The 13,669-nt window shown below is 65.6% G+C and carries 11 protein-coding genes; 10 read left to right on the plus strand and 1 reads right to left on the minus strand.

Annotated elements, in window-relative coordinates:
- Positions 1-85: 85 nt before the first annotated feature.
- Positions 86-1,429 (plus strand): amidase, encoded by a 1,344-nt coding sequence (locus ACSF9G_RS09210; RefSeq protein ID WP_436640772.1) that lies wholly within the window; start codon positions 86-88, stop codon positions 1,427-1,429.
- A gap of 229 nt (positions 1,430-1,658) precedes the next feature.
- On the opposite strand, the gene ACSF9G_RS09215 is transcribed toward ACSF9G_RS09210, so the two are convergent.
- Positions 1,659-2,066, minus strand: coding sequence for a biotin transporter BioY (locus ACSF9G_RS09215; RefSeq protein WP_436640774.1), 408 nt, complete (start codon positions 2,064-2,066; stop codon positions 1,659-1,661).
- 37 nt (positions 2,067-2,103) lie between these two features.
- Here ACSF9G_RS09215 and ACSF9G_RS09220 point away from each other — a divergent pair, with 37 nt between their 5' ends.
- The 9 genes from ACSF9G_RS09220 to ACSF9G_RS09260 all read left to right on the plus strand — a co-directional run bounded on the left by ACSF9G_RS09220 (position 2,104) and on the right by ACSF9G_RS09260 (position 13,368).
- Positions 2,104-2,760, plus strand: coding sequence for a GntR family transcriptional regulator (locus tag ACSF9G_RS09220; protein WP_436640776.1), 657 nt, complete (start codon positions 2,104-2,106; stop codon positions 2,758-2,760).
- Between the two features lie 54 nt (positions 2,761-2,814).
- On the plus strand, positions 2,815-4,071 hold the full coding sequence (locus ACSF9G_RS09225) for a CaiB/BaiF CoA transferase family protein (RefSeq protein ID WP_436640778.1): 1,257 nt from the start codon (positions 2,815-2,817) through the stop codon (positions 4,069-4,071).
- A gap of 13 nt (positions 4,072-4,084) precedes the next feature.
- The gene (locus tag ACSF9G_RS09230; protein WP_436640780.1) at positions 4,085-5,659 is read left to right on the plus strand and encodes an acyl-CoA carboxylase subunit beta; all 1,575 of its coding nucleotides are present in this window, start codon (positions 4,085-4,087) and stop codon (positions 5,657-5,659) included.
- Positions 5,660-5,711: 52 nt separating this feature from the next.
- A complete protein-coding gene (locus ACSF9G_RS09235; RefSeq protein ID WP_436640782.1) occupies positions 5,712-5,933 on the plus strand; it encodes a biotin/lipoyl-containing protein in 222 nt (73 codons plus the stop codon).
- Between the two features lie 38 nt (positions 5,934-5,971).
- Entirely contained in the window at positions 5,972-7,522 is a 1,551-nt protein-coding gene (locus tag ACSF9G_RS09240; RefSeq protein WP_436640784.1) for an acyl-CoA carboxylase subunit beta, read from the plus strand.
- A 106-nt stretch (positions 7,523-7,628) separates the two neighbouring features.
- Entirely contained in the window at positions 7,629-8,615 is a 987-nt protein-coding gene (locus ACSF9G_RS09245) for a TAXI family TRAP transporter solute-binding subunit (protein WP_436640786.1), read from the plus strand.
- Positions 8,616-8,680: 65 nt separating this feature from the next.
- Positions 8,681-10,648: a TRAP transporter permease gene (locus ACSF9G_RS09250; protein WP_436640788.1), complete on the plus strand. Its 1,968-nt coding sequence runs from the start codon at positions 8,681-8,683 to the stop codon at positions 10,646-10,648.
- A gap of 6 nt (positions 10,649-10,654) precedes the next feature.
- Entirely contained in the window at positions 10,655-11,971 is a 1,317-nt protein-coding gene (locus tag ACSF9G_RS09255) for a hypothetical protein (protein WP_436640790.1), read from the plus strand.
- A gap of 35 nt (positions 11,972-12,006) precedes the next feature.
- A complete protein-coding gene (locus tag ACSF9G_RS09260) occupies positions 12,007-13,368 on the plus strand; it encodes an acetyl-CoA carboxylase biotin carboxylase subunit (protein WP_436640792.1) in 1,362 nt (453 codons plus the stop codon).
- Positions 13,369-13,669: the final 301 nt, after the last annotated feature.

Consider the following 13,669-nt stretch of genomic DNA (forward strand, 5'->3'; position numbering starts at 1 on the left):
AATCGCCGTGCACGCCGTGGTCATCCATCCATTTCCCCGGCCGCCTCGCTCCGGCGGCCCGGGCAAACCGACAAGAACCGCTTCCATGCTCGAACAAGGTATTACGGACTGTGCTGCCGCTCTGGCCGAAGGCAAGACCAGCAGCGCCGCAATGATTGAAGAAGCGCTGGACCGGATAGCCGACGCCGCTGGCGAAGGCGGCCGCACCTTTACCGAAGTCTTCGCGGCGGAGGCCCGCACGGCTGCGGCCGCCGCGGACAGCGCCCGTGCGCAAGGCGACAGCCTTGGTCGCCTGCATGGAATTCCGATCTCGGTCAAGGATCTCTTTGACATCGAGGGCCGCGTGACCCGCGCCGGTTCCGTCGTGCTGTCAGACGAGGCGCCGGCCCGGGCGGATGCCGAAGTTGTGCGTCGGCTCCGGTCCGAGGGAGCGGTGATCCTTGGTCGCACCAACATGACCGAGTTCGCGTTCTCGGGGCTCGGTCTCAACCCGCATTACGGCACGCCGGCCAACCCATGGGACCGCGCCAATCGGCGGATTCCCGGCGGCTCCTCCTCCGGTGCGGCGATCTCGGTGACAGACGGCATGGCCGCGGCGGCGCTCGGGTCGGATACCGGCGGATCCGTGCGCATCCCCGCCGCGCTCTGCGGTCTGGTCGGGTTCAAGCCGACACGCGATGCCGTGCCGCGCGACGGCGTGTATCCGCTGTCCGCCACGCTCGATTCCATCGGGCCGCTGGCTCGCTCGGTCGAGGACTGCGTACTGCTTCATTCGGTGCTCTCAGGTGAACCTGTCGCGGCACCGGCCCTGGCGGGTCGGAGCCTGCGCCTCGGTGTCGTCACCAACTATGTGACGCAGGGGATGGACTACGAAGTGGCCGCGGCCTACGACGCCGCGTTGAGCCGCCTCTCCGCGGCGGACGTCGTGCTGGACCGTATTTCGCTTTCGGCGCTTGACCGGATCCCGGAGATGAACCGTATCGCCACCTATCCCGGGATCGAGGCCTACGCGATGCAGAAGGAGCGGCTGGCCAACGCCGGTTCGCGTTTCGACCCGCGGGTGCGGTACAGGATCGAGGCCGCAGGTGCATTGCCCGGCGATGCAAGGGCGCGGCTGGATAAGGCCCGCGCCGATTTCGTCGCGGCGGCCGAGGCCGAGATGGCGCCTTACGATGCCATCGTCATGCCGACGGTTCCCATCGTCGCGCCGACCATAGACGACCTGGCTGATGACGACGCCTACGGGGCGGCAAACCTTCTGATGCTGCGCAATCCCACCACCATCAACCTGCTCGGTGGTTGCGCGATCACCTTGCCGTTGACCACCCCGGCAGGAGCGTCGGCGGGTCTGACGCTGGCGGCGACGCAGGGCCGCGATTGGGGGCTCCTCGAAATTGCGGACGGCCTTGCGCCGGTCGTGTGCGGCTGAAATCGCCGCGGTCGACGGCTTGAAAGCCATCGCGTCGCGAGCCCCTAAGCCGAGGGGATGGTGTTCGGGGGGGGGGGCGCTACGCGAGACCTCTGCCGGTCCGGGCTGCGCCCCTTGGTGGCTCGTGAGACCGGTGCCACCACGTAACCGGATCGTGTCCGGCTTTAGGTCCGAAAACGTGGTCACGGCGGTCGGGTTTCCGATCGCAACCGACAGCCCGGACCTGCCGTCAAGATAGATCGGCCCGACGGCGACGGTGTTCAGTGCGAGCGCCGCCGGCCGACTCGGCGAGCGGACCCGGAAAGCTCGCCGCGCCCTGCCGGATACAGTAGCAGGCGCTGAGGGCGGCGACGCAGCGCCCAACGATCAAGCCAATCGATAGAATCGCCAGGATCTGAAAGGTCATCGGGACCGGCCGGATCGGCACCGTCGCGTGTGCGGCAACGGCCTGAGTGAGGCTTCCGGCAGCGCCATCGTGACAGGTTTCCTGTGCGCTGCGCCGTGCGTCAAATCGACGGTGGTCAAGGAAACGATTCTCATCGGACCCATCCTTGCCTATGATGTTTTCACTTGTGACTGCGAAATTGTAGGGAAGATTGTTGACAATATTGAAGACGCTATCTAGGGTCGCTGTCAATCAGGGCGGCGGTCCGGAGGTTGAGCCGGAGGAGCCGATGCCAAAGAACGCGAAAATGGGGGTGAACGAGGTTGTGAACGCGCTGCGGCAGAGAATTGTCGATCACGATCTGCCACCGGGTTCGAAGCTTCGGGAAACCGCGCTTGCGGACGAATTCAATGTGTCGCGCCCGCGGTTGCGGGAAGCCTTCGGCATTCTGGAGGAGCGCGGTCTGATCGAGCGCGTCCGCAATCAGGGGGCGGTCGTCTCGCGGCTGAGCGTCGAGCAGGTCAAGTCGCTCTTCGACGTTCGCGAGGTGCTTGAGGCCCTCGCGGTCCGCCTGGCAACCGAGAATGCCAAACCGGGCACCTGGGATGCGTTGCGGGAGCGGTTCGGCGCGCCGGCCGAGACGGCTTTGGCGAACAACGATCTCGATTTCTACGTCGAGAGCGTGAACCAGTTCCGCCAGCAAAGCTTCCAGGAGGCGAACAACGAGATCCTCTCGCAAAGCCTCGACATTCTCTACGACCGGTCACGTGTGCTGATCCGTCGCCTCGTGCTCGTGCCCGGCCGCGCCGTGACCGGGATGCTCGAGCACCGAGAGATCCTCGACGCGATGATCGCCGGAAAGGCCGAAGAAGCCGAAAACCTGAAGCGCGAGAACATCAGAAGCGCGCGTCGATGGTTCTCGGACTATCAGAAGTTCCTGCTCTGACGGGCGGGCGCGGAAAATCCACCTGACAACAAATCGAAACCAACCAGAGAAACGATGACCGAACCCGCAGGCCACCCCAAGTCGCGTCCTCTCGATGGCTACCGTGTGATCGAACTGGGTTCGACGGTGGCCGGCCCGTTCTGCGGACGGTTGCTGGCGGATTTCGGGGCGGATGTCATCAAGGTCGAGCAGCGCGAAGGCGATGCCGTCCGGTCGATGGGAAAGCGGACCAAGGGACGCTCCCTCTACGCCGCATCGATCCTCAGGAACAAACGCAACGTGTCGGTCGATCTGCGCCGGACCGAGGGCCAGAACCTGGTGAAGGCGCTGTGCTCGACGGCCGACATCGTCATCGAGAACTTCAAGCCCGGTACGCTGGAGCGATGGGGGCTGTCCTACGAGGCCCTGAAGGCCGTCAATCCCGGTATCGTTCTCGTCCGGATTTCCGGCTACGGGCAGGACGGTCCCTACAGCGAACGGCCCGGCTATGGCGTTATCTGCGAAGCCGTCAGCGGCATGCGCGAGGTCACGGGCGACCCGGACCGCCCGCCAGCCCGGGTCGCCATTTCACTGACCGACTACATCACCGGCCTCTACGCGGCGTTCGGTGCGATGGTTGCCTTGCTGGCGCGCGAAAAGTGCGGCGTCGGACAGGTCGTGGACGCTGCACTGTACGAAGCTGCCTTCAGTTTCATGGAGCCCCACGTGCCGGCGTACCAGCAACTCGGCGCCATTGCGCGGCGCGCCGGCCCCCGCCTGCCCGACAACACGCCCAATTCGTTGTACCCGACGGCGGACGGTCGCTTCATCCATATCACCGCGATCAGCAACTCGGTGTTCCGTCGGCTCTGCGAGGCGATGGGCAGGCCCGAACTGGCTGTCGATCCGCGTTTCGCCGACGGTGTATCGCGTTCGGCGCATGAGGACGAACTCGACGACATCATCGGCAGCTGGACGGGCGCGGCGCCGTTGGACGAGGCCGAGGCCGTCCTGCACGAAGCCGATGTTCCGGCCGCGCGGATCTATGACATGCGGGACATTTTCGCGGACGCGCATTACGCGGCACGCAACGCCATCGTGCAGCCCGAGGATCCGGTTCTCGGCCCGGTGGCAATGGCCAACGTGACGCCGCGCCTCTCCGCCACACCTGGAAAGGTGGAGTGGCCGGGCCGTGGCATCGGTTCCGACACGCTGTCCGTTTTCCAGAACGAACTTGGCCTGAGTTCGGAGGCGATTGCCGACCTTCTCGACGCGGGCGTGTTGTTTGCGGGGGAAGATGAACCTGCCTCCTCCGGGAGGACCATTCGATGACGGGAGACGCGCTTTGAACCTGGACGTCCACGCAGTCGCCGGGGAGCCGGCAATCGACGACGAGCTTTCCCGTCGTGAAGCTCATGCGCTTGCAATGGGTGGCCCCGACAAGATCCGCCGCCGCGCCGAGGCGGGGCTGCTGAACGCGCGCGAACGTGTCGATCGCCTGATTGATCCCGGGTCGTTCCGCGAGATCGGCCTGCTGGGCGTTTCGAGCGCCGTGGAAGCCGACCGGCACAAGACGCCGGCGGACGGCAAGGTGACCGGCTACGCCCGGTTGGGCGGCCGCAGGATTGCGGTCGTATCGAACGATTTCACGGTCAAGGGCGCCTCGTCGAGCATGACGAACATGCGCAAGATCGGGCACGTCAAGCGCGTGGCCACCGAACGCGGCATGCCGATCGTCTGGTTCGGCGAATCCTCCGGCGCGCGGATGCCCGACAACATGGGCGCGCGCGGCATGGGCACCATGCTGGGCAACGATCCGACGCAGTATATCCGCGATCGCAAGACCCCCTGGGCGTCGGCGGTTCTGGGCCAGTGCTTCGGCTCGTCCGCCTGGTATGCCTGCCTGTCGGACTTCACCGTGATGCGGAAGGGCGCCGTTCTTGCGGTGGCGAGCCACGGGCTTGCGTCGCTTGCCATCGGCCAGACCGTCGAGCCCGAGGACCTGGGCGGCTGGAAGCTGCATTCGGAGAAGACGGGGCTGATCGATCGCGTCGTCGAGACCGACGAAGAGGCGGTCGAAGAGATCCGGACGTTCCTGTCCTACCTGCCGGCGCATTGCAACGAGGCTCCGCCCTGCATAGAGCCGCCCGACGAGCGGTCGGACGCGCTCCGCGCGGCGCGCGAGCGCATCACCAGGCTGGTGCCGGAAAGCCGCCGTCAGGGCTACGACGTGCGCAAGGTCATAGAGGCCCTCGTCGATCCGGACTCGTACTTCGAGTTCAAACCGCGCTTCGGCCGCGTCGCGTCGACGGGGCTTGCCCGGATGGGGGGACGCCCCGTCGGGTTCGTCGCCAACAACCCGATGTTCAAGGCCGGCGCCCTGGATGTGGACGCCTGCGAGAAGATCACGCGCTTCCTGGTGATGTGCGATTCCTTCAACATCCCGATCGTCCTTCTGGTCGACACGCCGGGCTTCGTGATCGGCATCGAGGGCGAACGCCGCAAGGCGCCGGGCAAGATCATGAACTTCATGTCGGCGCTTCAGCTGTGCACCGTGCCCAAGCTGTCGATCATCCTGCGGAAAAGCTACGGGCAGGCGTACCTGAACATGGGCGGTGGCCGGAATTCCGACGAGGTGGCCGCCTGGCCCTCCGCCGAGGTGAGTTTCATGGACCCGGCCTATTCGGTGGACGTGGTGACCTGGGGGCGCGACGTCGGCGAGGCCGAACGCGAGCGCCTGCGCCAGCAGATGGAACAGGATTCTGGCGTCTTCGGGCTGGCCGAGATCAATGCCGTCCAGTCGGTGATCCGCCCCGAACACACCCGCGACTACCTGCTGGACATGCTCGAAATCCATATCGCGCGCCTGTCGAAGGGCGTCGGGCAGCATCGCATGGCCACCTGGCCCACCACGTTTTGATCGTTGGCGCGGGGCTCCGGTCCCGCGACGTTTTCAGGGAAGAGAGAGGCGAATGGCGAACGAAGAAGTTTTGGCACCGGTCAGCGGCTCGGTGTGGAAGGTCGAGTGCACGGTGGGGCAGGACGTAAGCGAGGGCGACATCCTGATGATCCTCGAATCCATGAAGATGGAAATTCCCGTGGAAGCCCCGGCAGCCGGCAAGGTCAGCAGCCTTACGGTCGCGGAAGGCGATGCCGTCGACGAGGACGCGGTGCTCGGTGTGATCGCCAAATGACGGTTCACGAACGCCCATCTCAGCCCGGGATCGAGGACTTGCTGGACGAACTCACCTTCCGCCGCGACGAGGCGCAGAAGATGGGGGGCGACGTCGCGATCGAGCGCCAGCATGCCGCCGGCCGCTTGACGGTCCGCGAACGGATCGCGCAACTCGGTGATCGCGACAGTTTCCAGGAGATCGGCGGGCTGGCCGGCACGGGGCAATACGACGCCGACGAGACGCTGCAATCCGTTACGCCGGCGCCCTATGTCGGGGGCACTGTCAAGATCGATTCCCGCACCGTCGTCGTGGGTGGCGAGGACTTCACCGTTCGCGGCGGCACCACCTTCAGCGCCGCCAGGCGCAAGGGTGGCCAGGGCGGGCTGGTCGAGGACTTCGCCTTTCACTATCGCCTGCCGCTCGTCAATCTCATCGACGGCGCCGGGGGCACGGTCAGCTCGATCGAGAAACGTCGGCACACGGTGTTCCCCGGTGTGCATGGTTTCGAGCGTTCGGTCTCGCTTCTTGGACAATCGCCGGTCGCGTCCGCCGTCCTCGGCACCGCCGCCGGCGGACCGGCGGGGAGGGCGATCCTGTCCCACTTCTCGGTCATGGTCCGCGGGTCGAGCCAGATTTTCGCGGCCGGTCCGCCCGTGGTTAAGCGCTCGCTCGGCCAGGTGATCGACAAGGAGGATCTCGGCGGCGCCGCGGTTGCCGTCGACAAGGCCGGAACGATCCATAACGCCGCGGGCACCGAGGCCGAGGCGCTCGAGCAGATCCGCCGTTTCCTCAGCTTCATGCCGCAGAACGTTTGGGAGATGCCGCCCGTGACGCCCTGCGACGATCCCGTCGACCGGTGCGAGGAGGGTCTCCTCAAGATCGTTCCGCCGCGCCGTACGCAGGCGTTCAACGTCCGGAAGCTGATCGACATGATCGTGGACCGCGGCTCGGCGTTCGAGATCCAGCCGACCCATGCCAAGTCCGTGGTCACGACGCTCGCGCGCTTCAATGGCCGGCCCGCCGGGATCGTCGCCAACAATCCGATGGTCTACGGCGGCGCGATGGACGATAGGTCCGCGCGCAAACAGATCCGTTTCATGCAGCTCTGCGACACGTTCCACCTGCCGCTGATCTTCCTGGTGGATGTGCCGGGTTTCATGGTCGGGCTCCGTGCCGAGGAGAATGCGACCCTTCTGGAAGGAATGCGGGTTGTGCACGTCGCTGCCGGGATCAGCGTGCCGACGACCACCCTTGTTGTCCGCAAGTGCTACGGCATGGCGGGCATGGCGACCTGCAACAAGAACGGTGTCGACTACAAGCTGGCCTGGCCGACAGCCGAATGGGGGTCCCTTCCGATCGAGGGCGGTGTCGCCGCCGCCTTTCGCCGCGAAATCCGGGACGCGGCCGATCCCGCGCTGAAGGAAAAAGAAATCGAGGCCCGGCTCAGGCCCTTCGCTTCGCCGTTCCGCACCGCAGAGGCCTTTGCCGTGGAAGACATCATCGATCCGCGGGAAACCCGGCCGGTGCTCTGCCGGCTTGTTGAACTGGCGGAGGCTCCGATCCGGCAGAACCTCGGCCCAAGAAAGGTCTTCAACTTCATGCCGTGACCGAACGCCGTGCCGAAAGAGGGCGCACGGCGGCGACACCCAAACCGCGATGAGACGATCCAAAGGGTCACGGCCATCGCATAACAGAAAGCTGGGAGGAACTACGATGTTCAATACACGGACTTTGGCGCTGTCGGCGTCACTCGCGTTGACAGCCGGCATGGCCACGCAGGGCCTTGCGCAAGACCGGATCGCGTTCGGTTCGACCGCGCAGAGCTCGGTTCACTACACCTACGCGGTCGCTGCGGCCAAGGCGGTCAACGACAATGAAGACGCTCTCGACCTGACCGTCATCGTCACCGGCGGTGCGGTCGACAACCTGGCGCGGCTCGCCAGGGATCAGATCGACATGGGACTTGGGACCTACGCGACGATCTATCAGGCCTACAAGGGCATCGGGAAGTTCGAGGGCAATGCGATGCCGAACCTGCGCGGCCTGTGGGTTCATTCCCCGGCCACGCAAGCCTGGGTCGTCCGCGAGGATAGCGGCGTTACCAGCCTTCCGGACCTCGCGGGCAAGCCCTTCACGCCGGGCCAGCGCGGCTCGGCCACCGAGCAGCTCTCCATCCAGATGCTGGAGGTGTTGGGCGTCGAGCCTGATATGCAGCGGCTGACCCTGAGCGATGCCGTCGACGCCGTGAAGGACGGGCGCTCGATCGGTTATGTCAAGGCGGGCGGTGCCGGAACGATCGACGGGACGACCATGGAGCTTCAGGCCTTCACGCCGATCCGGATGCTCAGCTTCACCGAGGAGGAGAAGGCCAAGGTGCAGGAGGCGCTGCCGTTCATCAGCTTTGCCTCCTACGAGGACGGCGAGGTCGAGGACTTCCCCGCCTTTACGGTTCCGGTTCAGGTGATCGGCCAGTTCACTACCAGCGACGCGATGAGCGAAGAGCAGGTCATGAAACTGCTCGCGGCTATCGCAGACAATCCGGAAGTTCAGACCAACGCGTTTCCCGGATTCGGCGATATCGATGTGCTGCAGGACAGCGTTGACCTGATCAACATCCCGCTTCATGCCGGTGCGGTGAAGTTCTACCAGTCGCGCGGCATCGACGTTCCGGATGCCCTGATCCCGCCTGAGATGAAGTGATTGAAGTGCGGCCCCCGGATTCGGGGGCCGCTCCTTTGAACGCGGTATCGAAGGTAGATCAAACCATGACCGATCTCGCAGAGGCCGGACCGGCGGACGCATCGAAATCCGGCGCCGAAAGCGCTGTAGGCAAGGCACTGCTCGTCCTGAGCCTTCTGCTGGTTGCCTTCCACGTCTACACGGCCGGTTTCGGCCAGTTCCAGCCGCTGGTCCAGCGCTCGGCGCATGTCGGCCTTGGCCTGATGATCGCCTACCTGTCGTTCGGCCGCATCGGCAATCGGGCCGACGGGATCTTCGCGACACGTTTCGGATTGGTCTTGCGCCTGGCCTGCGCCGCGCTTGCCGGGGCGATCTGCATCTACATCCTGTCTCAGGAACAGAGGATCACCGAATCCTTCGGTATCATCGCCACGCCGTTCGAGATCGGCGCGGCCATCGCCATCATCCTTCTGCTTCTTGTCGCCGCCTATCAGACGACCGGCCCGGCGTTGCCGATCCTCGCTGTCCTGGCGCTCTGTTACGCCCTTCTCGGCGATAGGATCCAAGGCTCCTGGGGGCACACGGGTTTCTCCGTGTCCTATCTCGCCGAGTACCTGTTCCTCGGAACCGAGGGGATCTGGGGCATGGTGACCGGCCTTTCGGCCAATCTGATCGCGATCTTCATCATCTTCGGCTCGGTTCTTCTGGCAACCGGCGGTGCTCAGAGCTTCATGGACATCGCCCTCCTGGTCGCCGGGCGCAAACCGGGCGGGGCGGCGAAGGTGGCCACCGTCTCGAGCGCGCTGTTCGGTATGCTGAACGGCGCGGCGGTCGCGAATGTCGCGACGACCGGCAATTTCACGATCCCCGCGATGAAGCGACTTGGCTACCGGCCAAGCTTCGCGGGCGCCGTGGAGGCGACGGCGTCTTCCGGCGGGCAGCTCACGCCGCCGATCATGGGGGCGGGCGCCTTCGTCATGGCGGAGCTTCTGGGCATTCCCTATCTCGACGTCGTCTATGCCGCGATCATTCCCGCCCTGCTGTTCTTTGCCTGCGTCTGGTTCTCGGTGGAAATCGAGGCGCGGCGCGAGAACATGAAGCCGTTCGACGCCGCCGATATGCCGACCTGGCGCGAAGTGCTGGAGCCGGCGCGGATTCTTCCGCTCGCCCTTACGCTGACGGTGACACTCGGGGCGATGTTTGCCGGGCGAACGCCAAGCCTTGCGGCGTTCTATGGCATCGTCACGAATGTCGCCCTTTTCCTCGCTTTCGGCGGATTCGATCCGAAAGAGCTGCGGGATCGCCTTCGGGCGCTCCTCGACGGGGCGCTTCTCGCGGCCGGAAGCATCGTCAGCATCCTCGCTCTGCTCGTCTGCGCACAGATCGTCCTGTCGCTGATCGGGCTTACCGGTGTGGGGATCAAGCTGAGCGAAAGCATCATGGGGGTGGAGTCCTCCAGCGGCCTCTTCGTCGGCACGCTCTTCGCGATGATCGTCTCCCTGATCCTGGGGATGGGGATGCCGACGACAGCGGCCTACCTTCTCGCCGCCGCGGTCGTGGCACCCGCTCTGATCGAGCTGGGGCTCGACCCGATGATCGCGCATTTCTTCGTCTTCTACTCGGCGCTCCTGTCCGCTCTTACCCCGCCGGTGTGCACCGCGGTGTTCGCCGCGGCGGTCATCGCGAAGACCCATTGGTGGCCGATCTGTCTTGCCGCCGTGAAGCTCGCCGCGATGAAGTACGTCCTGCCGTTCTTCTTCGTGTTCCGCGAGGCGGTCCTTCTGAGAGGCGACGCAATCGAGATCGCCTGGGCCGGGATCATGGGGCTGGTGGCCTCCATGTTGTTGGCGATCGCGACGGGACGATATTACCTGCGGCCGATCCCCTGGCCGGTGGCACTCGGCCTGTTCGTCATCGGAGTCGCTGTCGCCTCCGGACACTGGCTCGCCGATATCATCGCCATCGGCGCGCTGCTCGGTGTCGTGGTCGTGCAACGCCTGCAGATCACGCGAGCGAAGGCGCTGGAAGACGACAGCCCGTCCGTACGGGCGTAGGTGGCAATGGAACGTCTCATTCTGCTGATCTGGCCGATCGCTTTGATCGACGCTCTGGTCGGGCGGAGCGTCTTGACCACGATCGGTGGCGCGATCTTGGCGGTCTACCTTGTCGCGAGCCTTGCGACCGCCAGGCCGGCGAACCGGATCCTTGCGCTGATGATCCTGGCCGCGGCCACGGGCGTCGCGACGGTCGACGGACGGCTGGCCGCCATTCCCGAGGCGTTTTCGGAGACGCTTGTCCTGGCGGCTTTCGTTCCCTCGGCACATCTCCTGCGCTCGGTGGCCGAAAGCGATCAACGGGTACGACGCTTTCGGGATCTGCTCGGTGACGCCGATCCCGGGGCCCGGCCAGCGTGGCTGCTGGTCGGCTCCAATCTTCTCGGCAGTGTTCTGACGGTCGGGGCCGTGGCCGTCCTGTCGCCGGTCTTCGCGGACAGGTCGCAACCATCGTTGCGGCGCAATGATGCCGTTTCAGTCGTGGCAGGGACCGCGCTGGCGTTGACCTGGTCCCCGTTCTTCGTGGCCATGGCGGTTGTCAGCAGCTTTCTGCCGGACGTGCCGCTGTGGGCCGCGATCCTCATGGGGCTTGGCTTGTCCGCCCTGGGCCTTGCGATCACCCTCGTATTGCTTCGAACCCCGAAGCCCCTGCGGACAGCGGCCCGTGCCGCCGGCGCGTTGCGCGGCTTCGTTCCGCTTATCGCGATAGCGGGTCTGGCGGTTGTCCTGCTGCGCCTATCCGGCGATCTCTCGACCCTGGCGGCCGCCTGCGTGACGATGCCGCCGCTCTGTGCGTTGCTGGTCGTGACGCGCGCGCAATCCGTGCGCGAAGGCGCGCGGCAGATCCCCGAAGTGCTCCGTTACACGGCGCAGCGGATCCGCAACATCGGGGCCGAGGTCGGCATCCTCGCGCTCGCCTTCATGCTCGGGCTCGTCGTCCGGTCCAGCCCCGCCGTCTCGGACGCCGTTGCCGCTTCGGGTCTCGCCCACGCGCCCGGCCTTCTGATCCTGTTCATCGTCCCCCTCGGCATGATCGGAGCTGGCATGCTGAGCGTGCATCCCATCGTGTCGGCATCGCTCATGCTGGCGGTCTTTTCCGGTCAGAACACAGGCGTCAGCGACCTTGCGCTGATGGGCGCCACCCTTGTCGGCTGGAGTGCGTCGGCGATGCTGTCGTTCTCGGGCCTTCTGTTGATGGTCACCACGTCGCTTGGCGATGTGCCGCGCAGCCAGCTCATCTTCGGGCGCAACATTCTGGTCGCCCTGATTTTCGCGACGCTCGGCGCGCTCGTCCTTGCGCTGCTCAACCGCACGATCGTCTGACCCGCAACCCGCCGACCGGTTCCAAAGGAGACACTATGCCAGAGATCAGGACGCTTCTCGTCGCCAACCGCGGAGAGATCGCTTGCCGCATCATCGCCACCTGCCGCGAGATGGGGATCAGGACCGTGGCGGTCTATTCGGAGGCGGACGCGGGCGCCGCCCACGTCTCGATGGCCGACGAGGCCCACCTCGTCGGTCCGGCCCCGGCGCGCGACAGTTACCTGCGTGGCGATACGATCATCGACATCGCCGGCAAGACCTCCGCCGATGCCGTTCATCCGGGATACGGGTTCCTGTCCGAATCCCCGGACTTCGCGCGCGCCGTGACGGCGGCGGGCCTCCTTTGGATCGGACCCGACGCCAGTGTCATCGAGCAAATGGGCGACAAGGAGAAGGCGCGGACGCTGGCGCGTGATTCCGGGGTTCCGGTGCTGTCCGGGAGCCGGCGTTTCGCGCTCGGGGATCTCGACGGGATCGAGGACGCGGCCGCGGAAATCGGGTATCCGGTTCTCGTCAAGGCCGCTTGCGGCGGCGGCGGAATCGGTATGCGCCGTGCCGATGATGCGACTGCTCTGCGCGACGTGGTCGCAAAAACCCAGTCCATGGCCGAACGGCTGTTCGGCGATGGAACGGTCTACCTGGAGCGGTTCGTCGGCAGAGCCAGGCATGTCGAGGTGCAGGTCTTCGGGTTCGGCGACGCGACCGCGGTGCATCTGTTTGACCGCGACTGTTCCGTTCAGCGGCGGTTCCAGAAGGTGATCGAGGAAGCTCCCGCCCCAGACCTGCCCGAACGTGTCCGCTCGGCGATGCGGGAGGCGGCCATTCAGCTTTCCGCCGCCGTTTCCTATGCCGGGGCGGGGACCGTGGAGTTCATCTATGACGTGGACCGGAAGGATTTCTCCTTCCTCGAGATGAACACGCGCATCCAGGTGGAGCACCCGGCGACGGAGATGACGACGGGCATCGATCTGGTCCGCTGGCAGATCGAACAGGCCGCCGGATATCTCGACCCGATCGATCAGGACGCGATCGTGCAGACGGGTCACGCCGTCGAGGCCCGTATCTACGCCGAGCGACCGGAAAAGAACTTCCTCCCGTCTCCGGGCACGATCGAGACCGTATCCTGGCCGGAAGAGCGAGGCGGTCTGCGGATCGACCATGCCGTCCGGTCGGGCGACACCATCACCCCGTTCTACGATCCGATGATCGCGAAGGTCATTGCCTTCGGGCCGGACCGGGCAAGTGCGATCGCCCGTCTGGAAACGGCCCTCGAAGCGGTGCGCATCGCGGGCGTCTCGACCAACGTCGAATTTCTCCGACGCGTTCTCGCCGCGCCCGATTTCCGTGGCGCGCGGCTGACTACGACGATAATCGACGATCTCTTGGTCCCCGCCTGAAGCGGATCAATCCGCCGGCCCCTGACTGAGAGGCCTGGCCATCTCGTTGAGGGGGATCAGCCGTTTCGCATGTCGGCGACGCCGGCGGCGATGTGTCTCTTCGCGCCCGAAGGGGGCAGCATCGAAATGCTGCTCCCTTCGGTACAGCGCCGGTTTCGCTCCAATTCTTCCGGCTAGGCCCGGCACCGTGGCTCCGGGCTCCATCGCCGCGGCCACGATCCGCTACGTGTCGGACACCCGGACGCCGTGCGCTGTGCCACATGGCCGGCACGTCGGTTAAAACCAACCGGTTGGTTGACAG

The organism is Microbaculum mangrovi (assembly GCF_051390635.1).
GTDB lineage: Bacteria > Pseudomonadota > Alphaproteobacteria > Rhizobiales > Tepidamorphaceae > Microbaculum.